Consider the following 25,040-nt stretch of genomic DNA (forward strand, 5'->3'; position numbering starts at 1 on the left):
TCAAAAACCCGCCAGGTACGTAGAATATTCGAGCATGGCTTTGACGGAAGGGCGGATCTTGCTCTCACTCAGTGGTGTATTATCATTCTTGGATGGTTTGGAGTTGACTTCGAGCAGCCATACGCGCCCAGTGGTGTCCAAGGCCAGATCAATACCAAGTTCACCAAAATGAGCAGGGATGGCACTCTCGATTCCTTTAGCGATATCCAGTGCTGCGGTATGCAATCCTGCATACGCGGAAGCTTTGGCTGATCCAGACAACTGTGTTTTGGCAACAGCATCCTTGACGGTGCTGAGACTTCCACCCCGTGCCAGATTGGATACGTAGTGACTCCCGCCCGCAATCCGGGCGACGATGGAGGTTACACTCCATTTACCTGTACGGTTTTTTTGCACGAGCGCACGGAAATCCACGGGTCTGCTACTGTTGTCAATGAGAGTCAGCCCTTGTTGGATCTGATAACGCGTTGTTTTCATTTTCCCAGACATACTGGCATACAGTTTATCCAGAGAAGTATACGTTTGTTTCCGGGTACCCCCGACGCCAGTCGCCAGAGTCAGGAAGCTTCCGTCAATCTGACGTGAGACCCGGATGATCCCTTTGCCCAAAGAACCGCGGACGGGCTTCAGAAATACAACCGGATGTCGGTTGCACATCGTCTTGAGCATGGCAGACGTCTTGAGCAAATGAGACTCGGGAAGAACTCGTTTAAGCGTTGAAATGGACTTGAGTGCGTCAAACACTTCGTTTTTGTCCAGAAACTTTTCATTGAAGGTTTGCGTGCCGTAGAGCGATTTTACTTCTTTCATAAAATGCTGTACGCTAGGTTTGTTCTCAAGCTTGCGGGACGTTAGCCGGTTATTGACGACGTCTGCTACAGGCAGAACAGTCTTTTTCCAGCCGTCATCATACACCCAGCCTTTCATATAACCCGTTACCGCTCCAATATCCTCCGGTGTGAAAAAGGATACATAGGCGCCTTGCTTACGGCAGGCGTTCACCAGTTCTTGACAGAACATCGTGATGGAGCCAAAGGGCCGATCGGGCTGATCGGGATAATCCTGGCTAACCAGTACACTGATGTAGGGTCCAAGGCGAAGCGTACGGCTGGCTGAACGGTAGGATACCCTCAGGACCGAACGTGGAACGAGACCGGTCTTGCTGGCAACTGTCTGATTGATGCGCAGCCCGTCATACCTTGGTACCGGAATAACAGTGACTTCGCGGCGGAAAGAGCCAAATTGCAACTGAAGCGGCCTTCCTGAAGGGATTTTAAGCGCCTTAAGCACCCCTTCGCCCAGCATGATGACGTCGTCCTGCAGGATGCCCGAGCCGGTAACCTGAATCGTTACTTTTTTAGTGGACATCACGGATCTCCTTCCGGGCGGCAACTTGATGTCTGATCTCGAAGTTGAACGGCATCTGAACATGGCATGTGCTTCATCATATGAGGACATATAACCCTTGGTGATTGACCCATATGGATTAAATGCATTTGATTTCGAGGCAGGTTATGGATGGCCTGTTTCAGAGCGCCTTTGTTTGACAGGAGAGAAAAGCGTGTATTAACACGGATGAACAAACCAATCTGAGGAGGAATAATAGTGAACATTTATGACAAAGCCAATGATTTGGCCAAAGCACTGAGAGAAAGCAGCGAGGTGGAAGAGATTACTTCCGCGATGAAGCTGATTGAAGCTGATCCGGATGCAAAAGCAATGCTGGATAACTTCCGTGATCAACAAATGGAATTGCAACAACGTATGATGAGCGGGGATATGCCAGCTCCGGATGAGATGGAGAAAATGGAGAAACTGTTTGAAGTACTGAGCTTGAATCTGAATATCCGTCGCTTGTTTGATGCGGAGCGTCGCCTCAGTGTCATCATTGAAGACGTGAATAAAATTATTGCTGATAGCCTGGGTCATCTGTACGGTGGCGCTGAAGCGTAAAAAGATAGTTCAAAAAGTCCACTTTTGATTACGAAGGATGCCTAGCTTCATTCCATCTTCTCGGTACTGAAAACTGATCTATTTGAACACGTACTAAACGCTTGTCTTGTTTTTTTACCTGAACCTTTCATATTAGCTCCTTATCGTTCATAGACTAGACATATAGAGTCGATCAAGAACGAAGGAGCTGTGAATGGTGAAGAGGTTGAAAAAAGCAAAACATGTGATCTATCTGCTTATTGCGTTGTCGATGCTGGTCATTGCACTGCCGCGGATTTCCTTTGCTGGAGGAATGGACTGGGTTAATATTTTTGGCATCGTATGGGTGCTGTTCTCTTTATTAATCGTTGGTGCACATCTGCATTTTATTCTCGGTGTGGATGAAGAGAAGAAGCGTGCACTGGAAGCCGTTCGCCGGGCGAAGCTGCGGCAGTGGGAGATGAAACTGCTGGACAAGCAGGAGCGGAGCGAGTCTGTATAAGGTACAGAATGAGATCCAACATGGAAGACCGGAATCCCTTGATACAAAGGGGCCCCGGTCTTTTTTGGTACATACAGAATTAGAGGTTAATGGGATGATTAAATTCAGATGGCGAACTTGCCTGTGAGAATGGGTAGGGGTGGGGTTATTTTCCTAAAGCCGTGTTATAATAGATACAGTATAGTACAGATGCATCTTCGGGGGTGGTACAGTTGGACGGACAGGAAGAGAACGTCACGAAGCATGAACAGTTACTTCAACATATTGAACAACTGAAGGTTGGCAGCAAAATATCAGTACGTGGACTTGCGCGGGAGCTGGGTGTAAGTGAAGGGACAGCGTATCGTGCGGTGAAAGAGGCGGAGAACTTCGGGCTGGTCGTGACCAAGGAACGAATTGGAACGGTGCGGATCGAGAAGAGACCTCGGGGCATGTCGGAACAGTTGACCTTTGCTGATGTTGTGACCATTGTGGAAGGCCATGTGCTGGGGGGGAACGAAGGTCTCGCCAAACCGCTACACAAGTATGTGATTGGCGCGATGAAGGAACAGGCAATGGCCCGTTATATTGACGCTGGGAGTCTGCTGATTGTGGGTAACCGTGAAGATGCTCACTCGCTTGCCCTCGAACAGGGAGCGGGCGTGTTGATTACGGGTGGTTTCGGGACAAGTCGTGAAGTAAGAATTATGGCTGACGAGCTTGGGCTACCAATTATTTCATCCAGACATGATACATTCACGGTGGCTTCGATGATTAACCGTGCTATCTTCGACCGGCTGATTAAGAAAAAAATTATGCTTGTTGAGGATATCATTGGTCAGAAACCTCGCTTGCAGGTGCTGAAGGTGACCAGTTCAGCCGCAGATTTTCATATGTTGGTTTCAGAGACGGGTGAACATCGCTTCCCGGTCGTGGATGAATGGAACCGGGTCATCGGGATTGTGAGTCTGAAGGATGTCAGTGAGCTGAAAGAAGATCAAAGTATTGAGAAATGTGTGATACGCCGCCCGATTACGGCCTCATTGCAGACATCTCTTGCTTCTGCTGCCCAGATTATGACCTGGGAGGGCATCGATTTTCTGCCAATCGTGGATCGGAATCGCAAACTGATTGCGTCCGTCACACGCAAGGAAGTGCTTCAGGCCATGCGGGATGCACAGAAGCAGCCACAACTGGGAGAGACGTTTGATCATCTGATCTGGAACGGGTTTGCAGAGGAGCGCGGTGAACAGAACGAATTGTTATTTCACGGATTCATCATTCCTCAGATGGCAACGGATCTGGGTACGATCTCCGAAGGTGTTCTGTTGAATGTGATGACCCAGGCCGGCCGGCGGGCAGCGTGGGATGTTACAGGGAACGACCATGTGGTGGATAATGTAACGACGTATTTTGTTCGACCGGTACAGATTGAGGATCAGATCCTGGTTCGCCCGTTAATTCTGGAAACCAGTCGTCGAACGTGCAAAATGGACATTGTGGTTACCCGTGAAGGCAGTGTGGTATGCAAAGCGGTAATGACATTGCAGTCGATTGACCATGCCTAGCAGGGTACGTTGCCTCGGGCATAAACAAAGAGAGTACTCCCTGATCGAGAAGCTCTGCCGGGTTGCGCTGTCGCGCGGTTCTGGCTTCGCTTAATGAAGGGGAAGTACTCTCTTTTTGCAGTCACAACGATAGAGCTTCAACGAATCATGCAGATTGTCCGGAGGTTTTACCTGATCCATTACTGGACCGTTGTTGAAGCCGCGCATAATAACTGCGGTTACGTATTCCGGCAAATACATTATACGCACCCATAATCAGAAATAGCGCTTCCACAATCACAGATAAAGTGGAACCTGTGAAGACAAACATCAGAATCAGTGCAAGCACGACAAGCATGCCACCCATCCAGATATTTGTCCACGAACGGTACAGACCGGCGCTGGCAGCATCCGAGCTTCTGTGTGAACGAATACTGTTCAACGCTGCAAAAACCATGGCAACAGCAAAGATGGCGATTAGTGCATATTTGAGTACATCAATGAACACAAAGACGCAGCTCCTTTTCTGGAAAGCATTTACTGCCCTTATTGTACCATGCAGAGATGCAGACAAGGGCAGTTTTTTGCTGTTACGCAGGAACGTGCATGCGAATCTGTACCCAAACTTGCAGTACCCCTTCCATAACCAGCATCGTTTTGACCTGAACGGTGTATTCCTTTTCCCTGACCGAGTACACTTTTTGATTCAGCATGATTCGTGTCATTTTGCTATACTCATCGATGTTGAATACATCTCTGCCCCGAAGTACCTCAAGTTCGTCTCCGAGTTTCTGTAACATCACTTTCAGAGAAGCCTCATCTGGCCCCTTATCCGATTCTTCTGCACGGACCTTGATTTCCTTGATAACGGTTTGGCGTTTACTGTATTTTTTCAGCGTTTTGATATCCTCCTCATTCTGATGCAGCTGAAGCTGCAGCTCCTGATTGTTCAGCCACAACGCATTGTAACTCAGGTGAAATACGCCGTTGTAGACGACACATCCAGCGATCATTCCCAGAACAAACACAGCGGTCATTCGCATCAGCGGGCGGTAACGAGAAAATGGCGGAACTCTCATGAACGCTGTTCCTGTCTCATATTAGCTCCGGCCTCCGCCGCACACCCATTTCACTAGCTCGGTTCCCATATGCGCGCCCATAAAAGCAGAGATCAGATACAGGATTTGTTTGACCGCCGGAGACAGGTTACCATCCAGAAAATTGCTCTCGATGACACGCATGGGATCTATTGTGCCGCCAACAGCGGCTGCGAGTGCCCATATCTTTATTTTTCCAGAAATATCGAGCATCGTCTGTGTCGGAGGCTGAAGAGAGATCACTGCTCCAATACCTCCGATCATCGCGCCGCCCAGCACGATTCCAAACGCAATAAAGAAATCAAGAATGGCTTTGGACAAAAATGTGCTCACTGGCAACACCCCTTTCAGACCTAGCAGCACACCTCCTGTCTTCGGTCTGTCACAGGGGGAGCGGCTTGTACTTCTATTGTATGGGCGTGCCCCCAAACGTTATGATAAAATAGAATAATAAAGTCTCCTTTTAAGAGGTTGTCACGAATTTTAATAGGTGATTCCATTTTTTTTATTTATTTAATTCATATATATGAGATAGATAGGGTAGCAGACGGATCAGAAGATCGATGCTGCGACTATCTGCGGCGAAAGGAAGAAAAAAAACATGAGTTCTTTTGTGCATTTGCACGTTCATAGCGAATACAGTTTGCTGGACGGCGCTGCGCGTATTCCGGATCTCGTGAATAAGGCTGCAGATCTCGGAATGACGACACTTGCGCTGACCGACCATGGCGTGATGTACGGGGCAATTCCTTTTTATAAAGCATGTATGGAGAGAGGCATCAAGCCGATTATAGGTTGCGAGGCATACATGACAGCAGGGTCCCGCAAAGAGCGGGGAAGCCGCAAGGATCAACCCATTCATCATTTGATTTTGCTGGCCAAAAATATGACGGGTTACCGAAATCTGATGAAATTGTGCTCGATTGGACATCTCGAAGGTTTTCATTACAAACCCCGTGTAGATATGGAAAGTCTGGCTGCCCATCACGAGGGCATTATCTGTCTAAGTGCGTGTCTTGGTGGTGAAGTACCACAACATTTACTGCATGGACGAGAAGAAGAGGCGAGACGTGCGGCGTTACGCTACAAAAATATCTTTGGTGACGACTTCTATCTGGAACTTCAGGATCACGGGCTGTCGGAGCAAAAAAGGGTGAATCCGCAGTTGATCAAACTGGCTGCCGAGCTGGAGATTCCGCTTGTAGCCACCAATGATGCACATTATCTGTCCGAAGAGGACGCGGAGCTTCAGGATGTACTGATCTGTATCGGAACAGGCAAGACCGTGGATGATGAGAATCGGCTCCGAATTGGAACCAATCAGCTCTATCTGAAAAGTGAAGAAGAGATGGCTCGTTTGTTTCCTCATGTACCGGAAGCTCTGGCAAACACCGTCCGCATTGCGGATTCCTGTGAGTTGAAGCTGGAATTTGGCAAATCGATTTTGCCGGAATACAGACCGCTTCCTGATGGACTCAGCCCTTCGGTGTATCTGCGTCAGCTGTGCGAAGAAGGAATGAAAGAGCGTTATGCGCAGTCCACACGTTGGACAGATGCAGAGCTTCGATCCGAACTCGAACAACGATTGGCGTATGAGCTGGGTATAATCGACAGCATGGGATTCTCGGATTATTTCCTGATTGTTTGGGATTTTATCGCCTATGCGCATAAACAAGGCATTGTTACTGGACCGGGCCGGGGCTCCTCGGCAGGTAGTCTGGTAGCGTACACTTTGCATATTACCGATGTTGATCCGATGAAATACAACCTGCTCTTCGAACGATTCCTGAATCCCGAGCGGATCTCTATGCCGGATATTGATATTGACTTCAGCGATGAGCGGCGGGATGAGGTCATTGATTATGTCGCGCATAAATATGGCAAAGCCCATGTCGCCCAGATCATTACGTTTGGAACGATGGCTGCCCGTGCAGCCGTACGTGATGTTGGGCGGGCCCTGAATGTGCCTTATGGCGAAGTGGACAAGGCTGCAAAGCTGATTCCGGCTCAACTTGGTATTAACATCGAGCGGGCTATGGAAGCTACACCTGAGCTGAAGGCGCTGTATGAAACCAAGCCTAAGACACGTGAGCTGTTGGATATGGCGATGAAGGTCGAGGGCATGCCACGTCATGCTTCGACCCATGCTGCGGGAGTGGTTATCTCCCGTGACCCGCTGACTGATGCGGTGCCACTTCAGGAGGGCAGTGAAGGGACGGCGTTAACCCAGTATTCCATGGAAAACCTGGAGTCTATTGGGCTGCTTAAGATGGACTTTCTTGGTTTGCGTACCCTCTCAATCATTGAGCGGTGTGTACGCTGGATTGGGGAACATGGAGAAATTCCGGATTTCCGCCTTATCCCCGATGATGATCCGTTAACGTACGAGATGCTTGGGCGAGGGGACACGATGGGCATATTCCAACTGGAATCTGCCGGGGTACGCCGTGTGCTGAAAGAGATGAAGCCAAGTGGTTTTGAAGATGTAATCTCTGTACTTGCCTTGTACCGTCCGGGTCCGATGGAGTTCATATCCAAATACATTCAGGGCAAGCATGGACAGATTGAAGTGGATTACCCCCATGTGGATCTGGAGCCTATCCTGAAAGATACGTACGGGATCATCGTGTATCAGGAACAGATCATGCAGATAGCCTCCCGGATGGCGGGTTTCTCGCTGGGTGAGGCAGATTTGCTCCGCAGAGCAGTCTCCAAGAAGAAACGGGAAGTGCTGGATCTGGAGCGTGGACACTTTGTACAAGGCAGCCTGAAACAAGGGTATAGCGAAGAAGAGGCAGACCTGGTCTATGATATGATCGTCAAGTTTGCAAACTATGGCTTCCCGCGTGCTCATGCCGCGGCATATGGTGTGCTTGCGTTCCAGACGGCTTATCTGAAGGCGCATTATCCGGTTCATTTTATGGCATCCATGTTAACAGCCGTAATGGGCAGTCATCGGAAAGTGGCAGAGTACGTGGTGGAATGTCGGCGTATGGACATGGAGGTGCTTCCGCCGGATGTGAATGAGAGCGGTATTCTGTTTACACCTGTATTTGTGCCGTCCGGCAGCGCAGGAGCCGGGGATCAGAGCAATGCATCGCAGCAGACTGCGGGAGCAGATCCAGAGAGTGACGCCGGAAGCCCTGCCGAAGAACATGCCACGAATGGTAACGGGAGTTCCTTGAGGGAAGATCGCGTTCATGAGCATGATGGGCATTCGGGACAAGCCGAATATGGTGAAGCACCTCTGCCGGATGATCCCGGTCCTGGACCGGAAGAGGACGGTGGTGGATATGAGTGGCAGGCAGCGACAACCATGCCTGAGGCATCCGACAACCGGAAGGAAACGGGATTGGTGACGGCTGCTTCAATGGAAAATGGTAATGACGAGGGACAAGAGGCGTCTTCTTCGCGCGCGGAGCAAGGGGAACTGTCCTCTGTGAAGAAAAACGATGCAGTGTCTAATGCAAATGCGGATGAAGATAAGGAAAAATTAACGGGTGCAATACGATTTGGTCTGGCCGCTGTGAAAAATGTCGGTACCCAGGCAATGGAAAGCATTATGATCGTAAGGCAAGAGAGACCGTTCGACAGTCTGCTCGATTTTTGTCGTCGTGTGGATCTGCGTGTATGCAACAAACGTGTGATTGAATCGCTGATCCAGGCCGGAGCTTTTGACTCATTACCTGGGCACCGTGCCCAATTGCTGGCGATGCTGGATGAGACTGTTGAAGCAGCGTTGAAATGGCGCAAGGAACGTGAGGATCTGCAGATTCAATTGTTCGACTTTGTTGAGACGCCAAACTGGGAGATTGAATATCCGGAAATTCCTCCTTATTCCTCAGGGCAGCAACTGGAGCTAGAGCGAGAGTTGTTAGGTTTGTATCTCTCTGGGCATCCTCTGGATGACTATGAAGATGTGCTGGAATCGAGTGGGGCTGACCGGATCATGGAGCTGACCGAGGCGGCAGACGATACGATGACCGTCGCAGCGGGTATGGTTGTGTCTGTGAAGTCGATTACGACGAAACAGGGCAAGGCTATGGCGTTCATGGAGCTGGAAGACCAGATTGAACGCTGTGAAGTGGTTCTCTTTCCCGAGGTATGGCGGCGTAGCCAGCAACATGTCGGGAAAGGTGAACTGCTCGTCGTGCGTGCCAAAGTGCAGCAGCAGGACGAAGGGTTTAAGCTGCTGGCTGAGGAAGTGGTGCCGTTGTCACCGGCGGCACTGGAGCAGCAGCTGCGCAGCCGTGACCGGCGCGTCAAGCCCGGCAGCGGCAGCTCTTCGCGCCCGGCGCAGGCGGCTTCGCCGCGGCGACCAGCGGGCGCAGGAGCCGAAGCGCAGCGCAGCAGCGCAGGCGGGGATGTTTCCGCTGCGCGTAGCAGCGGGAGCCAAGGCTCGGCAGCGACGCGTAGCGATGCGGCGGGTATGGGCGCAGCCACGGCGGCGGCTTCCCGGCCTGGCGGTGCCGCTGAGGCGGCAAGCAGCCCGGCGCAGAGCCGCGAACCGCGGGCCGTGGAGCAGCGGGTGTTCGTGAAGATTGCCCCTCATGCGGAGAAGCCTGAGCTTCTGGCACGTCTGAAGCAGCTGCTTCAGGAGCATCCCGGACCTGTGGCGACGGTGCTCTTCTATGAGCAGCAGCAGAAGCTGCTTGCGCTGAGTGATGCCTACCGGATTAAGCCATCACCAACCTTGTTCTCCGAGATGGAGAAAATGCTGGGTGAAGGCACAGTCAAAATTAAATAAGAGGCTGTCCCGTAAGTGATAGCACTTATCCATAGTATGAAACCTGTTTGGCTCAATGCTGAACAGGTTTTTTTGATTATTTTAGTGCGAGCTCGGTTCCCTGACGACAGGGTTTAAACAAACAAATTGCAGACTTGTTATAGGCCAGCTACAGACCAAAGCGGAATGTACAATCCTGAAACAGGTTTAGGCTGCGACTGGTCTTAACCATCCGCACATTTTATGAACATTTTAACAGGTTGCTGCATACACTTGAGAACACCGAAGGACCTCGTGGTCCTCGGGGGATTGATGCGGGAGGTCGAGATATGTCATATGAAATCGTAGAAGCCATGCTGGCCCGGCGGGGTGTACGGATTGATGCAATCGCAGCAATTGTATACCGTCTGCAAAAAGGGTACCACCCCGAACTGACCTTGGACGACTGTGTAACCAGCGTGAAATCCGTTCTGCAGAAACGAGAGGTGCAATATACGCTCTATACGGGTATTGCTCTCGACGAACTTGCGGAGAAAAAACTCTTGCCCCAACCGTTACAGGCTATTATGGAAGCGGATGAATCCCTGTATGGAGTGGACGAGACTCTGGCCCTCGGCATTACTCATGTGTATGGTATGATTGGTTTAACCAGCTTTGGTTACCTGGATAAAGAAAAAATAGGTGTAATTCATGATTTGAACGAACACACAACAGCCATTCATGTCTTTTTGGATGATCTGGTCGCAGGGGTGGCTGCTGCGGCTTCTGCCCGGATTGCACACAAAAATATTAAAGCCAAAAAATACCCCTCAGACCTTTAACCCCCTGTATTTCCATGCTTGTCTGTTATGGTCAATCTAATGGCTCATATGAAGGTCTTCAAGGGCGGCTGACGCTGCCCTGATAAGCTTGCGGCTGCTTATGGAAGAGGTATGAACAAGAAGATTTCGTCAACCATATGAGTTATTCGTGGGGGACTAATGTCCCTCATGATCCCAAATTCTCCCCAAAGGTCCCGAACCCTTTCTTGCAGAAAAAAAGTGAGGTATGTTATCATTAGTCCAATATACGGGCTCTGAACATTAGCTTAGGGGGCGGACAAGGCATGTGGACGGTGATTTACATTGCACCGACAGCAAAGGTTGCGGACAAGATCAAGACCAAGCTTTCGGAAGAAGGTTTTCTGGTACAGACCCGTCCCATCAGTTTATCCAAGCAGCAATTTGAGATTCGCGTCCCTTCTGGGGAATTGGAAGAGGTCCAGGAAGTGCTGAATTCCATTCTGCATTCCTGATTTGTTCGACATCAACGTGCCTTGGCAGATGAAGAAGTACCATCGGTACATAAGGGACTAATCGCGTAAGCGGAGAGAGGAATCGACTTGCATGTATTGTATGCTGCTGTCCTTCCTTCTTTTTTTGTTAGGACAAGGACCGACCTGGTTGCTCCCGGAGACCCTACCAAGATAGATTCAAACATCGGCGCAACAATCTTTCGGTTTTTGCAGGTAACATCAATCGTGCTGACAGAAGCCGGTGATCCTTGCCCTGTACCGGCGGATTTTTTTGTTGTGAATGCTGGACAAGGCCCATGGCAGCGTGTGGGTCGTAAGCGGTTTACCGTAACACGCGGATGAAGCTGCCACAAGCAGCGCTCTGCAGGTTGCGGCCATCAAATCAACGGCTGGAGAGGTGTAGTTGTGTTCAAAGATATATTCCAGAAGAAACGGAAGTACGCTACCATACCTTCCGAGCGTGCACTTCCCGGCGAAGGCCAGGAAGTCCTAGAACGCCCAAAACGTGAAATACCTGAAGGGCTTATGAACAAGTGCAGCAAATGCGGCACCATTCAATATAGCAAGGAATTGGAGAAAAATCTGAAAGTATGTCCTGCCTGCGGTTACCATATGCGTCTTAACGCTATGGAGCGCATTGCTATGGTACTTGATGATCAAGGATTTGTTGAGTTTGATGCTGATATGATATCGGTTGATCCACTTGGCTTTCCTGGATATAGCAACAAATTGGAACAACAGCGTCTGAAATCGGGCCTGAAGGAAGCGGTAATTACAGGGGAAGGAACCATTGATGGCCTGCCTGTAGTTGTTGCTGTCATGAGCTTTGATTTCTTCACAGGCAGCATGGGTTCTGTTGTAGGGGAGAAAATCACCCGTGCCATTGAGCATGCCACAGAGAAACGGTTACCATTGATTATTTTCTCAACATCAGGTGGTGCCCGGATGCAAGAGAGTATTCTTAGCCTCATGCAAATGGCTAAAACAAGCGCAGCTTTATCCCGTTTGGATGAACAGGGCGGGCTGTACATTTCGGTCATTACGGACCCAACGACAGGTGGAGTCTCGGCAAGTTTTGCGAGCCTGGGCGATATTAACATTGCCGAACCTGGCGCTGTATTTGGTTTTGCCGGCAGAATCGTTATCGAACAGACGATCCGTCAGAAGTTACCTGATGATTTCCAGACGGCTGAATTTAATATGCAACATGGTCAGTTGGACATGGTTGTGCACCGGAAAGAGCTTCGGGCCACTCTTGGCAAGCTTCTGGATATGCATAGTGAAAAAGGAGGGGTCTAAATGGCGGGTGAGTTGCCATATGAAGCGCCTCTGGTTGAGATGCGCAAAAAGATTGATGAACTCGTACAGTTTGGACAGGAAAAAGGGATCGACTTCACGGACGAGATTGCCCGCCTGGAAGAACGTTACCATAGACTTGAAGAAGAGATCTACACTGGCATAACAGCAGCTCAGAAGATGCATCTGGCCCGTCATCAGCAGCGCCCAACGGCGCTGGATCTGATCCAACTGATATTTACGGACTTCATTGAGCTACACGGTGATCGCATGTTCGGAGACGATCTTGCGGTTGTTGGCGGACTTGCCAAGTTGAATGGAAAGACAGTAACGGTAATCGGACAACAGCGGGGGAAAGACACGAAGGATAATATCGCCCGCTTTTTCGGCAGCGCTCATCCAGAAGGTTTCCGAAAAGGACTGCGTCTGATGAAACAAGCGAACAAATTTGGCCGTCCTATTATTACGTTTATTGATACTAAAGGGGCGTATCCGGGTAATACTGCAGAAGAGAGAGGTCAATCGGAAGCGATTGCTCGCAACCTGATGGAAATGGCGAAGCTATCGGTTCCTGTTATTGTTGTGGTCATCGGCGAAGGTGGAAGCGGCGGTGCCCTCGCTATGGCTGTGGGTAATCGTGTGTTGATGCTGGAACATGCGATCTATTCTGCAATCTCTCCGAACGGCGCTGCTTCGATTCTCTGGAAGGATGCATCCAAGGCAGATCAGGCGGCTGAAGCAATGAAAATAACAGCCAAAGACCTGTTGGAGATGGAAGTCATTGAAGAGATTGTCCCTGAGCCACGCGGCGGTGCTCATCGGGATTATGAAGCGTCTGCTGCTTTCATCAGTGAAGCTTTGGTCCGTCATCTCGACGATATGAAGGGTTGGAGCGGGGATCAGCTGAAACAGGATCGTTATGAGAAATTCCGTAAAATTGGATCGGTCACGTTTGAACCTCAAGCATCCAATGAAGCCCCTCAAGAGCTTGTAAAAGTCGATGTTGCGAGTAATTTGTCGGGAAATGCTGAATAATGTGACGAATTTCCTATACAAATGAGCAAAAGTATAGTAAATTTAATAGTTGGAAAAAGAAAAATAGATAAAGAGTAATACCTTTAAAATCGGAGGAAACCCAAAATGCGTAAAACGAAAATTGTATGTACCATTGGTCCATCCAGTGAATCTCTGGAGAACACCAAAAAATTGATTATGGCCGGTATGAATGTGGCCCGTCTGAACTTCTCCCACGGTGATTTCGATGAGCACGGCGGACGGATCATTGCGATTCGCCAAGCATGCGAAGAGTTGAACAAAACAGTAGCGATCCTGCTGGACACCAAAGGACCGGAAATTCGGACAGGTAAACTCGAAGTTGAACCGATCGAATTGGTTCAAGACGAGTACATCACTTTGACAACAGAAGAAATTCTGGGAACCAAAGAACGTCTTTCCATTACGTATACAGATCTTCCGAATGATGTTGAACCGGGATCTACAATTCTGATCGACGACGGTCTGATCGGACTGACTGTGGTGGAAGTGCAAGGCACCGAGATCAAATGCCGTATCGTTAACGGCGGATCGATCAAAAGCAAAAAAGGTGTTAACGTTCCGGGCGTTGCCATTTCTCTACCGGGTATCACCGAAAAAGACGCTAACGATATCGTATTTGGTATCGAACAAGGTGTCGATTTTATCGCGGCTTCTTTTGTACGTAAAGCAAGTGACGTACTTGAGATTCGTGAATTGCTTGAAAAACACAATGCTGGACATATCCAAATCATCTCCAAAATCGAAAACCAACAAGGTGTCGATAACCTCGACGAAATCCTTGAAGTGTCTGACGGCCTGATGGTTGCTCGTGGAGACCTGGGTGTTGAGATTCCTGCGGAAGAAGTACCATTGGTACAAAAACGCATGATCCAAAAATGTAACGTTGCAGGTAAACCGGTTATCACAGCTACACAAATGCTGGATTCCATGCAGCGTAACCCGCGTCCAACACGTGCGGAAGCAAGTGACGTGGCGAATGCGATCTTCGACGGTACGGATGCAATCATGTTGTCCGGTGAGACAGCTGCGGGTAAATACCCTGTTGAATCTGTTCTGACCATGTCCCGTATTGCTGAAAAAGCAGAATCTGCTCTGCCTTACCAAGAGTTGTACCTGAAACAACGTGTTGCTCAACAAACAACAGTTACAGAAGCAATCAGCCAATCGGTTGCTCTTCAAGCTCAAGATTTGAACGCAAAAGCGATCATTACTTCGACTGAATCAGGACATACTGCACGCATGATTTCCAAGTATCGTCCAGAATCTCCAATCATCGCTGTGACAACGGAAGACAGAACTTCCCGTCGTTTGGCTCTGGCTTGGGGTGTAACTCCTGTCAAAGGAAGACTGGTTGATTCCACGGATGCTTTGTTCGAGAATGCAATTGAAGGCGGCGTAAAATCCGGACTTGTTAAAGAAGGAGACCTGGTTGTGATCACAGCAGGTGTACCTTTGGGTCGTTCCGGTTCTACCAACCTGATTAAAGTAAGCCAAATTCCAAACAACGCTTAATAGCGTCTTGGATGGAGAAGCAACAGGAAAGAAGCAATGGGGCTTTATTGTCCCGTTGCTTTTTTTCCATCTTATTGACACTTTACAACGAGGTAACACGTATGAATGATAGAGCGAAGGAGGCCGATAACGTGCGAGAACAGAGCAATGGTAACTGGTATGTGGCACGTCTTCGTGTACGCTATCAAGAAAGTGACCAGATGGGCGTGGTCTACCACGCGAACTATTTGAATTGGTTTGAAATTGGTCGAACTGAGATGATTCGCCAAATGGGGTATACATATCGTAAAATGGAGGAACAGGGGTTACTGCTTCCCGTAACCGGACTGGATGTGAAGTATCACAAGCCTGCCCGATATGATGATGAGATTATCATTTTCACCCGTATTGCTGCATTTAGTGGTCTACGACTGAATTATGAGTATGACGTAAGACGCATGTCTGAAGAACCTAATGAGCGTATGGCGATTGGAGAACGGGTATGGTCAACTGATGAATCACTCCCCGGTGAACGGCTAGTTACAGGTTCTACCCAGCATGTATGGGTGAATGGGGACTGGAAGCCAGTTCGGCTGGATAAGGCAGCCTCTGAGTTATACAGCGCGCTTGAAAAGGTGTGGCTTTCGGGAAAGGGGTAATACGTCAATGCGAAAATGGATGTGGGCTTTACTCTTAATCATTCCGGTGATTGAATTATTTGGTTTTATTCTGATGAGTGACTGGATCGGAGCCGGAAAGACATTGCTTCTCATGATTCTCACGTCCTTGATTGGTATAGCAATGTTGCAGTTTGAAGGGCGAAAAGTACTTGTGGATGCCAAATCCGAGATGGAGCGTGGCAAGGTACCTGGAAGAAAAATGGTCGATGGTCTTTTTATTTTTGTCGGTGGTTTCTTGCTTTTGATTCCAGGCTTTGTAACGGATCTGATCGGCTTTACACTGGTATTTCCATTAACACGTCCGGTGTACCGTCTGTTCTTCCTGGGGTGGCTGGAGAAAAAAATGAAAAGTGGCAAAATTACGTTTTATCGTCGTCCGAAATGAAACACCAGTTGTTTTGCATAATGAAAAGGCTCCGCTCAACAGATGATTTCTGTTGAACGAAGCCTTTTTCTATTTTCTTGGGTGCTCATAAGATGGTGCCTCATCGGACACGGCCGTTGATGATATACGTTCTGAGGTCGCGTAATACGTTAGCCCGATTGAACGCATCGAGAATCACGAGACTGACAGGGCCGATAATCAAGCCTAGAACACCAAACAACTTCAAACCAACAAACATGCCAACCAGCGTGGCGAGTGGGTCAAGCCCTACACTGCTTGCAAGTACCTTCGGTTCGATAATCTGACGGGCGATCAATAAGATCAGATAGATAATACTAATCCCAATGCCCAGATACAGATCCCCATTCATAAAGAGGTACGCTGCCCAAGGCACCATGATAAGGCCAACACCCAGATAAGGAAGCAGATCGACCAAACCAATCATCAGAGCGATGGTGAAGGCTGAATTGACTTGCAATATAAGCAGTCCAATCATGACGAATAGTGCTGTAATCGAGATCATGATCAATTGTGCTCTTGCGTATCCGAACAGTGCCTTCTTAAGGTCGGTCCAGATGTCGGATATCGGCTTGCGAATGGAAGAGGGTACCCATCCCGATACGGTGATGTTGTGCCTGGTCCAGCTTTTGCTAATGAAGAATGTAGACAACAGAACAACGATTAATACCGCGCCCATGTTCGGCAGGGAAGTCAGCAGACTCAGAATCATGTTGAAAAATCCGGTGACCAGATCTGTCACGGCTGTACCCACCGTTTCAGTTGTTTTACTAATATTGCTGTTGATGGTTTCCTGGTAGTTGGGATTTTCCTTGTAAAACTCATTGATCTGCGCAGTCAAACTTTGAATGGTGTCATTCTGGGTCCAGCGCACAAACGTGTCCTTGATCTCATCAACATGAAGATCAAAGCTTGTCGTAAGTGAAATGACTTCTTTTACCATACGGGTAATCGCCGCAGACAGCACCACCGCAATGGCTCCAAAATAAAGGATCAATGAAAGAGTCACAGCCAGCCAGCGCGGGAATCGTGCTCGATGCTGAAGCAGTTTCACTAAAGGATTCATGGCATAGGCGATAATCCAAGCAATCGCAAAAGGGTACAAAAGCGGGAACAACAAGTATATGGCAACGGCGATCAGAACGGCCGCAATGATAACCCATAAGCCACGGAGCAGGCGTTTCATTATTATTCTATCCAAGCATCAACTCTCCTTATTTCAATTAAGCCGACCTATGTATGATCCATGAAGCAGTATTAAAAATAGATGGCTATCTTAATTAATATAGAGCATTTACAAGGTTTTGAAACGCCGGGATGTTACCAGATCTTGTTCAAAAGTGGATTTTTGAACAAGATCTACGGGGATTCTTTCTTTTGCCTAGAGTATGCCTTAGTATTACAGAATATAGCAATAGAAAGTTCTTCATACGACAGGATTGGTTAAAAAACATTAAATGTCAACCTTGTTTTTGTAAAGGCTTTCAAAAATGCTTTATCGGTCCGATAAAGAAGTTTGATGTGCGAATGAACTCTCATCGTGTTCACATAAACGACAAAATCCAGTATGATGTTATAAGTAAATACCGATTGACAGATAGGAAAACCGTAGTTTGAAATATTTGTTAATTTTAAAATGAAAATGTTTACAAAAAGAGAATAGGTGCATTTTGGCACTTATATGACACTCTGGAATGGTTCCTGATTTCGCTTATTAAAGGAGAGATGTAATATGACAGCTACCAAAGGTCTGGAAGGCATCGTTGCGACAACCTCTTCGATCAGTTCTATTGTAGACGGTGTGCTCACATACCGTGGTTACGATATCGACGATTTGGCTGAACATGCCAGCTTTGAAGAAGTTGCCTATTTGTTGTGGTTTGGTAAATTGCCAACAACGGATGAACTGAAATCCCTTCGTAAAAGCCTGAGCGATTACGCGCCGATTCCGAGCGAGTTGATTGCACAAATCCAATTGTATCCGAAAAACGTCAGTACCATGGCAGCACTTCGTTCCGCTGTCTCTGCACTTGCACTGTACGACGAGCAAGCGGATGAGATGACAACGGAAGCGAATGAGAACAAAGCGGTTAAGTTGCAAGCACAGTTGCCAACGATTGTGGCAGCCATCGCCCGTATCCGTCAGGGCAAAGAACCTGTGGCACCAAAAGAAGGCGCTTCCATCGCAGAGAACTTTTTATATATGATGACTGGTGAAGAACCATCCGAGACCGCAGTGAAAGCATTGGATCAAGCCCTTGTCCTGCATGCGGATCACGAGTTAAACGCTTCGACATTTGCAGCCCGTGTAACGGTTGCTACGCTGTCGGATATCTATTCCGGTGTAACTTCCGCCATTGGCGCACTGAAGGGACCACTGCATGGCGGTGCTAATGAAGCCGTTATGAAAATGTTGAATGAGATCGGTACGCCTGATCGTCTTGAAGCGGCAATTCAGGAAAAACTGAATAATCGTGAAAAGATCATGGGCTTTGGACATCGGGTGTACAAAAACGGTGATCCACGCGCCAAACATCTACAGAAGATGTCCAAGGAACTTGGCGAGATGAACAATGATACGCGTTTGTATGATATGTCTGTGAAGATCGAGGAACTGGTAACAGGACAAAAAGGACTGAAGCCTAACGTAGACTTCTATTCTGCTTCTGTATATACCCAACTGGAGATCGAACAGGAATTGTTCACTCCGATCTTTGCCATCAGCCGGGTGTCTGGATGGACTGCGCATATTTTGGAACAGCTTGCGGACAATCGCATCATTCGTCCACGTGCGGAGTACACTGGTCCTACAGAACAGAAATACGTTTCTATTGAACTTCGCTAATAGCCGCAAAAACAGTATAATAATATGGACGAGGTGAAGGGTTGGAAAGCAGAGGCTTTACTGGCTTAAGCTCTCAGGACCCTTCTCTCAACAAGACTAGTGGTATGATGAATACTGCATATACGAAACCTAGGAGGAATTTTAACTATGAAATTAGAAAAATTTGCTCACCCAACTGAAGGCGAAAAAATCCAAATTGATAACGGTACACTTCAAGTACCTAGTAATCCAATCATTCCATTTATCGAAGGTGACGGTACAGGCCGTGATATCTGGAAAGCTTCCAAACGTGTATTGGATGCAGCTGTTGAAAAAGCTTATGATGGCAACAAAAAAATCGCATGGTATGAAGTGTTTGCTGGACAAAAAGCATTCGATACATACGGTGAGTGGTTGCCGAATGATACACTGGAAGCCATTCGTGAGTATATCGTAGCGATCAAAGGACCATTGACTACGCCAATCGGTGGCGGTATCCGTTCCCTGAACGTAGCCCTGCGTCAAGAGCTTGACCTGTACACATGCTTGCGTCCTGTTCGTTATTTCGACGGTGTACCTTCTCCGGTTAAACGTCCTGAGTTGGTAGACATGGTCATTTTCCGTGAGAATACGGAAGATATCTATGCAGGAATCGAGTATGCTGAAGGTTCTGAAGAAGTGAAAAAAGTGATCCAGTTCCTTCAACAGGAGATGGGTGCTAACAAAATCCGTTTCCCTGAGACTTCCGGTATTGGTATCAAACCAGTTTCCTCCGAAGGTTCGAAACGTCTGGTACGTGCAGCAGTGCAGTATGCAATTGACCATAACCGTAAGACGGTTACACTGGTACACAAAGGTAATATCATGAAATTCACAGAAGGTGCCTTCAAAAACTGGGGATATGAAGTGGCTGAAGAAGAGTTCGCTGACAAAGTATTCACATGGGCACAATACGACATCATCAAAGAAAACGAAGGTACAGATGCAGCGAATGCAGCACAAAAAGCTGCTGAAGATGCTGGTAAAATCATCGTAAAAGATGCGATTGCCGATATCGCTCTGCAACAAGTATTGACTCGTCCAGGCGAATTTGATGTTATCGCAACATTGAACCTGAACGGTGACTATCTGTCCGATGCACTTGCAGCGCAAGTTGGCGGAATTGGTATCGCTCCTGGAGCGAACATCAACTACGTAACAGGACATGCTATCTTCGAAGCAACTCACGGTACTGCACCTAAATACGCGGACAAAGATGTCGTGAACCCTGGTTCCGTTATTCTGTCCGGAGTAATGTTGCTTGAGCACTTGGGATGGCAAGAAGCAGCTAACCTGATCTACAAAGGTATGGAAACATCCATTAACAATAAAACAGTAACGTATGACTTTGCACGTCTGATGGACGGCGCTACTGAAGTGAAATGTTCTGAATTCGCGGATCAAATCATTAAAAACCTGTAAGGGGAGATGTGAATCTTGACTATTCAGCGCAAAAAAATCACAGTAGTCGGCGCCGGTTTTACCGGTGCTACGACCGCATTAATGCTTGCCCAAAAAGAACTCGGGGATGTTGTGCTGGTTGATATTCCTCAACTGGAGAACCCGACGAAGGGGAAAGCACTCGATATGATGGAAGCAAGTCCTGTTCAAGGATTTGACAGTCATATCGTCGGCACTTCCAACTACGAAGATACTGCAGGTTCTGAGATTGTAATCATCACCGCTGGTATCGCCCGTAAACCGGGTATGAGCCGCGACGATCTGGTCAATACGAATGCGGGTATCGTGAAGTCCGTTTGTGAAAATGTGAAAAAATATTGCCCTGATTCCATCGTCATTATTCTAAGCAACCCGGTGGATGCGATGACTTATGCAGCTTATCAGACCCTTGGTTTTCCTAAAAACCGTGTTATCGGTCAGTCAGGTGTTCTGGATACAGCACGTTATTGTACCTTCATTGCGCAAGAGTTGAACGTATCTGTTGAAGATGTTCGTGGATTCGTTCTTGGTGGTCACGGAGACGATATGGTGCCCCTCGTTCGTTATTCGAGCGTGGGAGGCATTCCGATCGATACGCTGATTCCGGCTGACCGGATCGAATCCATCGTTCAGCGTACACGTGTTGGCGGTGGTGAGATTGTGAATCTGCTCGGTAACGGCAGTGCATATTACGCACCGGCGGCTTCACTTGTTCAGATGACCGAAGCCATTTTGAAGGACAAGAAACGTATCATTCCAGTGATCGCTTATCTTGAAGGTGAATATGGCTATAATGATCTGTTCCTCGGTGTACCAACCATTTTGGGTGGTAACGGCATCGAGAAAATATTCGAACTTGAACTGACAATGGAAGAAAAAGCAGGGTTGGATAAATCTGCTGATTCGGTTCGCAACGTCATTTCGGTAGTAAACCTGTAAGTTTGAAAACTTTTTGAACAGAAGCTAAAAGAAAACCTCCGGTAAACCCGGAGGTTTTCTTTTCTTTGGATAAGTTCCCCAGTATAATGGAATGTGATGTATAGCACACCGAAAATGTTGAGGAGGATGAAAATTTTGACAATGATTATGTATTTGCTCCATATTGTTGGAGCACTGGCGATGGGATTCTATTTGATTCTGCCATTTGTGGTCGGTAAAATCCGTACCCTGAATGCTGCAGCACAAGAGGGAGCCTTTGCATCACTTCGTTCTTTGAACAAAGTCGCGCAGTATGGACTTGTAATCCAACTTCTTACTGGTGGTTACCTGATGACCAAAGGTGAGTATTCTCATGTCTGGATGGCTGTCGTTGTTGTTCTGCTCTTGGCTATTGCGGCTATTGGAGGAATCATGGGTAAACCGCTGCGACTCGCTGCAGAAGGTGTGAAAAACAAACGTGATGTGGGTCCTGAGCAAAGCAAGATCCGTATGTTCAGTACACTTCTGGCTGTATTCTTGCTAATCATGGTGTACCTGATGGTGAATAATCAGGTGATCTAAGTGCGTTGCGGACGGTTAATCCACCTTACGCAGATGTATTGTTAGTTGTTGGTTAAGCGTTTGCAGACGTACTTAGGACAAGCCGGATGAGATGTAAGATGGTGTTTCGTTGAAACAAACAAAAAATAGACAGCCTCATTGGCTGTCTATTTTTTGTTATTACCAAGATGAAATCAGCAGTCCTCGGTTTATTTGAACTGGAACTAGAGGGATCACTACCATACATATCATCATACATATTTATCTGACAAGGTCTACATTGGTTAGGATGTACTCACAGTATACGCCCGCACTGCATTTCGACCATTACGCTTGGATTCGTACAAGGCAGTATCAGCATCGCGTAACAAGGACTCCAGCGAATCTGACCCTCCATTGTACTGGGCAATACCAAAGCTTGAGGTGAGCGTAATAGGCACTCCCTTAACATCCAGGGGGTCATTCAACAAGGCAACTCTCAGTTGTTCGGCAAGTTTCTCGGCTTCTTGAAGCGAGGTATTCGGAAGAGCGATGACAAACTCCTCTCCTCCATAACGGGCAAATAACATCTCAGGGCTTAAATATCGATTACAGACAGAGACCACATGAATGATGGCCTGATCGCCAACATCATGCCCGTACGTATCGTTGATACGTTTAAAGTAATCAATATCAAATAAAATAAATGAAACAGGTTGCGGATTAAGCTGAGCTTCACTCAAAATCTCCCGTCCTCTATGCAAAAATTGAGTGCGATTATAGATTTTGGTCAGACCATCGAAATAAGCCAGTTGTTTCAACTGTTCTTGCAAGAAGCGTTGTTCCGTTATATCAATTAACATAATTAGACTGCCCACAGTCTGTGCATCCTTGTTATATACGTAAGATGTCCTGACCTGATAACAGACGGTCTCTCCATTTAACTGCCAGTACAGATCCGTTTGCAATCCTTCTCTTCCGTATTCAACGGGAAATGTCTTTCCAGCAAGATTAAGCCAGATATCATCCAAGGGTTGGCCAATCATGGTTGTATTAAGCTCTGGCAACATGTCACGCAGAGATCTGTTGTAATCGACCAGTCGATTGAAGCTATCCAGTACAATAACACCTTCACGCATGCTCTCGAAAATACTGTCTTTGGCGATGGGTACGATGGTTAGTAGACGTGAGGATAGAATCGCCCAGATATACATGGCAGATGTGATACACATGAGTACGGGTACGGGGTCCATCCCGCCGGGGGTCAAACCAAGCAAATACAGAAAAGCTGCGACCATAGGAATAATCTGTGAAGTAATGAGAGTAAGTAATTGACGACGATACATCTTTTTGGTGTGTCTCCATTGTCCGATCAAAATGAGGCAGGCACATAACAGACAGGAGAAGGTGAATGCACCATGTACAACATACCATTGACCCACTGCGATATCCATCAGAGGAACGGGACTATCTTCTCTCAGCCATACTTTTTTATAAAATAGATGATGAAAGTCATTGGTTGCAACCATACCTAGTGTAATGGAAGGGATTACAAACAGCGCGGCAGTTACCTTTTTGGATAACGTTTTTCCTGTGTACTTTATCATCAACATGAGGCCAAGAGATGCGGAGAAGGGCATGCCTATATACTCCACGGTGGTCCAAAACATCATCTGTTCCAGCGTGTTGCTGGCTAGCTCAATCGCATAACCAAAAGTATATACGGAGAGTGCTGCTGTGTAGAGAATGAATATTTTGGAACTGGGAATCTCGGATCTTCTGAAATAGGTATATAAACACAAAAAGACATTCAGCACGGCTGAAGTAGCGACGAGTGTTATATATGAATTAATATGCGATTCCATTGTCAGGTCTCCATGTTAGGTTAGAATGATTAAACCAATAAAGATGAGAGTTAAAGCACATCAGTATACTGTACATTGTACATCAGCCCAAGCAGCATAGGAATACACTTTGTATCATGAAACAGTCTAATTTCGAATAAATTTCGAATTTTTGGCCAAACAGGCATTGAAGCAAATTGGTTGTTTGATATCTAAAGAGAGTGGTAAATAACGATTAGAGACAGCACGCTGAGGCTTAAGTTGCTGTTCATCGCAGAAGAATAATCTGAACTGTTCATGCCATCCTACAGAATGAGACTTTTTCAGAGAACGAAAGACAAGGAAGTATACAGTTAGGGTCCATGTCTTCTGTAATCCAAACATGTTCACATTTTGAGAGGAGAATGTTAGATGTCAACCAACACACAACAAAATCAAAAAACAATGCCAGCACAGCATCAGGATCAACGCCCCGGTATTGAATCGGAGATGCATCCCAGACCGGAATTTGAGAAGCCTGAATACAAGGCAGCAGGTAAACTGACGGGTAAGGTGGCCCTTATTACAGGGGGTGACAGCGGAATTGGACGTGCTGTTGCTGTTACGTATGCCAAGGAAGGCGCGGATGTCGCCATTGTATACCTGAGCGAGCACGAAGATGCCAAGGAAACGAAACGTCAGGTCGAACAAGAAGGACGCAAGTGCATCTTGATTGCAGGTGACATTGGTGATGATGCCTTTGCGAAGAAATCTGTTCAGCAGACAGTGAATGAACTGGGCAAACTGGACATTGTCGTGAATAACGCAGCAGAGCAGCATCCACAGCAGAATCTGGAGGATATTACGCCAGAACAGTTGGAGCGTACATTCCGTACCAATATCTTTGGCATGTTCTATGTGACACAGGCAGCCCTGCCACATCTGAAGAAGGGCAGCACGATTATTAATACAACCTCTATCACAGCTTATCGCGGAAGCCCAACCCTGCTTGACTATTCATCTACCAAAGGAGCAATCACTTCGTTCACTCGTTCGTTATCAATGAATGTGATTGAGAAGGGAATTCGTGTCAATGCCGTTGCACCAGGGCCGATCTGGACACCACTCATTCCATCTACATTTGATGAGAAAAAAGTAAGTGAGTTCGGCGCAACGCAGCCAATGAAGCGGCCAGGACAACCGGATGAACTGGCTCCCGCTTACGTATACCTTGCTTCGGATGACTCTTCGTATGTAAGCGGACAGGTGATGCATGTAAACGGCGGTGAAGTGGTGAACGGATAATACGTAATGAACGTTTAGACTCAGGATAGGATTGATTATATAGAGAGGCGTATCGCTTTCAGCATGGCTGAGCGGTGCGTCTTTTTTATATCAGGTGAATATGTATGTCAAAGATGCGGTTAGCACCTGTTTACAAAAGTCGGCATCT

Annotated in this window: 22 protein-coding genes; 16 read left to right on the top strand and 6 right to left on the bottom strand. The window is 47.4% G+C overall.

Translation table 11 applies throughout. The features are described from left to right. Positions 1-1,368 (bottom strand): YheC/YheD family protein, encoded by a 1,368-nt coding sequence (locus tag MHH25_RS09800; RefSeq protein ID WP_340019896.1) that lies wholly within the window; start codon positions 1,366-1,368, stop codon positions 1-3. Positions 1,369-1,605: 237 nt separating this feature from the next. Here MHH25_RS09800 and MHH25_RS09805 point away from each other — a divergent pair, with 237 nt between their 5' ends. From MHH25_RS09805 to MHH25_RS09815, 3 genes are all read left to right on the top strand, one after another. Then, positions 1,606-1,953, top strand: coding sequence for a YlbF family regulator (locus MHH25_RS09805; protein ID WP_036609862.1), 348 nt, complete (start codon positions 1,606-1,608; stop codon positions 1,951-1,953). Positions 1,954-2,149: 196 nt separating this feature from the next. After that, complete coding sequence (locus MHH25_RS09810; RefSeq protein ID WP_085981456.1) at positions 2,150-2,434, top strand: hypothetical protein; 285 nt, start codon at positions 2,150-2,152, stop codon at positions 2,432-2,434. Between the two features lie 212 nt (positions 2,435-2,646). After that, positions 2,647-3,981, top strand: a complete 1,335-nt coding sequence (locus MHH25_RS09815) for a DRTGG domain-containing protein (protein ID WP_036609860.1) — start codon at positions 2,647-2,649, stop codon at positions 3,979-3,981. Positions 3,982-4,126: 145 nt separating this feature from the next. On the opposite strand, the gene MHH25_RS09820 is transcribed toward MHH25_RS09815, so the two are convergent. From MHH25_RS09820 to MHH25_RS09830, 3 genes are all read right to left on the bottom strand, one after another. Beyond that, a complete protein-coding gene (locus tag MHH25_RS09820; protein WP_017689501.1) occupies positions 4,127-4,468 on the bottom strand; it encodes a YtpI family protein in 342 nt (113 codons plus the stop codon). A gap of 82 nt (positions 4,469-4,550) precedes the next feature. Then, entirely contained in the window at positions 4,551-5,039 is a 489-nt protein-coding gene (locus tag MHH25_RS09825; RefSeq protein WP_036609856.1) for a hypothetical protein, read from the bottom strand. Between the two features lie 21 nt (positions 5,040-5,060). Next, the gene (locus MHH25_RS09830) at positions 5,061-5,390 is read right to left on the bottom strand and encodes a YtrH family sporulation protein (protein WP_026081169.1); all 330 of its coding nucleotides are present in this window, start codon (positions 5,388-5,390) and stop codon (positions 5,061-5,063) included. A gap of 268 nt (positions 5,391-5,658) precedes the next feature. On the opposite strand from MHH25_RS09830, the gene MHH25_RS09835 reads away from it, so the two are divergent. The 8 genes from MHH25_RS09835 (at position 5,659) to MHH25_RS09870 (ending at position 15,985) form a co-directional block, all read left to right on the top strand. Then, positions 5,659-9,804, top strand: a complete 4,146-nt coding sequence (locus MHH25_RS09835; protein ID WP_340019897.1) for a DNA polymerase III subunit alpha — start codon at positions 5,659-5,661, stop codon at positions 9,802-9,804. A 308-nt stretch (positions 9,805-10,112) separates the two neighbouring features. Next, a complete protein-coding gene (locus MHH25_RS09840) occupies positions 10,113-10,604 on the top strand; it encodes a phosphatidylglycerophosphatase A (protein ID WP_036609851.1) in 492 nt (163 codons plus the stop codon). A gap of 284 nt (positions 10,605-10,888) precedes the next feature. After that, entirely contained in the window at positions 10,889-11,077 is a 189-nt protein-coding gene (locus MHH25_RS09845; RefSeq protein WP_017689496.1) for a hypothetical protein, read from the top strand. A gap of 405 nt (positions 11,078-11,482) precedes the next feature. Further along, the gene (gene accD / locus MHH25_RS09850) at positions 11,483-12,376 is read left to right on the top strand and encodes an acetyl-CoA carboxylase, carboxyltransferase subunit beta (protein ID WP_036609844.1); all 894 of its coding nucleotides are present in this window, start codon (positions 11,483-11,485) and stop codon (positions 12,374-12,376) included. Then, positions 12,377-13,408: an acetyl-CoA carboxylase carboxyltransferase subunit alpha gene (locus MHH25_RS09855; RefSeq protein WP_036669951.1), complete on the top strand. Its 1,032-nt coding sequence runs from the start codon at positions 12,377-12,379 to the stop codon at positions 13,406-13,408. Positions 13,409-13,513: 105 nt separating this feature from the next. Continuing rightward, positions 13,514-14,941, top strand: coding sequence for a pyruvate kinase (pyk, locus tag MHH25_RS09860; RefSeq protein ID WP_017689492.1), 1,428 nt, complete (start codon positions 13,514-13,516; stop codon positions 14,939-14,941). A 101-nt stretch (positions 14,942-15,042) separates the two neighbouring features. Then, positions 15,043-15,579 carry a thioesterase family protein gene (locus MHH25_RS09865; protein ID WP_340019898.1) on the top strand — a complete coding sequence of 179 codons (537 nt, stop codon included), beginning with the start codon at positions 15,043-15,045 and terminating at the stop codon, positions 15,577-15,579. Between the two features lie 7 nt (positions 15,580-15,586). Next, positions 15,587-15,985, top strand: coding sequence for an FxsA family protein (locus tag MHH25_RS09870; protein ID WP_036609835.1), 399 nt, complete (start codon positions 15,587-15,589; stop codon positions 15,983-15,985). A gap of 100 nt (positions 15,986-16,085) precedes the next feature. Here MHH25_RS09870 and ytvI read toward each other — a convergent pair whose 3' ends face one another. Further along, positions 16,086-17,204 carry a sporulation integral membrane protein YtvI gene (gene ytvI, locus MHH25_RS09875; protein WP_036609832.1) on the bottom strand — a complete coding sequence of 373 codons (1,119 nt, stop codon included), beginning with the start codon at positions 17,202-17,204 and terminating at the stop codon, positions 16,086-16,088. Positions 17,205-17,735: 531 nt separating this feature from the next. Here ytvI and citZ point away from each other — a divergent pair. The 4 genes from citZ to MHH25_RS09895 all read left to right on the top strand — a co-directional run bounded on the left by citZ (position 17,736) and on the right by MHH25_RS09895 (position 21,806). After that, positions 17,736-18,848: a citrate synthase gene (citZ, locus tag MHH25_RS09880; RefSeq protein WP_017689488.1), complete on the top strand. Its 1,113-nt coding sequence runs from the start codon at positions 17,736-17,738 to the stop codon at positions 18,846-18,848. Positions 18,849-18,995: 147 nt separating this feature from the next. Continuing rightward, complete coding sequence (gene icd / locus MHH25_RS09885) at positions 18,996-20,288, top strand: NADP-dependent isocitrate dehydrogenase (protein WP_036609828.1); 1,293 nt, start codon at positions 18,996-18,998, stop codon at positions 20,286-20,288. 15 nt (positions 20,289-20,303) lie between these two features. After that, positions 20,304-21,245, top strand: a complete 942-nt coding sequence (gene mdh, locus MHH25_RS09890; RefSeq protein WP_340019899.1) for a malate dehydrogenase — start codon at positions 20,304-20,306, stop codon at positions 21,243-21,245. Between the two features lie 141 nt (positions 21,246-21,386). Continuing rightward, positions 21,387-21,806, top strand: coding sequence for a hypothetical protein (locus tag MHH25_RS09895; RefSeq protein ID WP_036610969.1), 420 nt, complete (start codon positions 21,387-21,389; stop codon positions 21,804-21,806). 263 nt (positions 21,807-22,069) lie between these two features. On the opposite strand, the gene MHH25_RS09900 is transcribed toward MHH25_RS09895, so the two are convergent. Next, entirely contained in the window at positions 22,070-23,629 is a 1,560-nt protein-coding gene (locus tag MHH25_RS09900) for a histidine kinase N-terminal 7TM domain-containing protein (protein WP_036609826.1), read from the bottom strand. A 390-nt stretch (positions 23,630-24,019) separates the two neighbouring features. On the opposite strand from MHH25_RS09900, the gene MHH25_RS09905 reads away from it, so the two are divergent. Continuing rightward, positions 24,020-24,892, top strand: a complete 873-nt coding sequence (locus tag MHH25_RS09905) for an SDR family oxidoreductase (protein ID WP_076326999.1) — start codon at positions 24,020-24,022, stop codon at positions 24,890-24,892. Positions 24,893-25,040: the final 148 nt, after the last annotated feature.

It is taken from the genome of Paenibacillus sp. FSL H3-0457 (genome assembly GCF_037981725.1).
Classification (GTDB): Bacteria; Bacillota; Bacilli; order Paenibacillales; family Paenibacillaceae; genus Paenibacillus; species Paenibacillus amylolyticus.

Excerpts from the sequence above, each read along its gene's own strand:
- MHH25_RS09825 (WP_036609856.1), bottom strand. The coding sequence starts at position 5,039 with ATGAGAGTTCCGCCATTTTCTCGTTACCGCCCGCTGATGCGAATGACC.
- MHH25_RS09855 (WP_036669951.1), top strand. The coding sequence starts at position 12,377 with ATGGCGGGTGAGTTGCCATATGAAGCGCCTCTGGTTGAGATGCGCAAA.
- MHH25_RS09895 (WP_036610969.1), top strand. The coding sequence starts at position 21,387 with ATGATTATGTATTTGCTCCATATTGTTGGAGCACTGGCGATGGGATTC.
- MHH25_RS09845 (WP_017689496.1), top strand. The coding sequence starts at position 10,889 with ATGTGGACGGTGATTTACATTGCACCGACAGCAAAGGTTGCGGACAAG.
- citZ (WP_017689488.1), top strand. The coding sequence starts at position 17,736 with ATGACAGCTACCAAAGGTCTGGAAGGCATCGTTGCGACAACCTCTTCG.
- icd (WP_036609828.1), top strand. The coding sequence starts at position 18,996 with ATGAAATTAGAAAAATTTGCTCACCCAACTGAAGGCGAAAAAATCCAA.
- MHH25_RS09865 (WP_340019898.1), top strand. The coding sequence starts at position 15,043 with ATGAATGATAGAGCGAAGGAGGCCGATAACGTGCGAGAACAGAGCAAT.
- MHH25_RS09905 (WP_076326999.1), top strand. The coding sequence starts at position 24,020 with ATGTCAACCAACACACAACAAAATCAAAAAACAATGCCAGCACAGCAT.
- MHH25_RS09870 (WP_036609835.1), top strand. The coding sequence starts at position 15,587 with ATGCGAAAATGGATGTGGGCTTTACTCTTAATCATTCCGGTGATTGAA.
- MHH25_RS09900 (WP_036609826.1), bottom strand. The coding sequence starts at position 23,629 with ATGGAATCGCATATTAATTCATATATAACACTCGTCGCTACTTCAGCC.
- pyk (WP_017689492.1), top strand. The coding sequence starts at position 13,514 with ATGCGTAAAACGAAAATTGTATGTACCATTGGTCCATCCAGTGAATCT.
- MHH25_RS09800 (WP_340019896.1), bottom strand. The coding sequence starts at position 1,368 with ATGTCCACTAAAAAAGTAACGATTCAGGTTACCGGCTCGGGCATCCTG.
- MHH25_RS09840 (WP_036609851.1), top strand. The coding sequence starts at position 10,113 with ATGTCATATGAAATCGTAGAAGCCATGCTGGCCCGGCGGGGTGTACGG.
- MHH25_RS09835 (WP_340019897.1), top strand. The coding sequence starts at position 5,659 with ATGAGTTCTTTTGTGCATTTGCACGTTCATAGCGAATACAGTTTGCTG.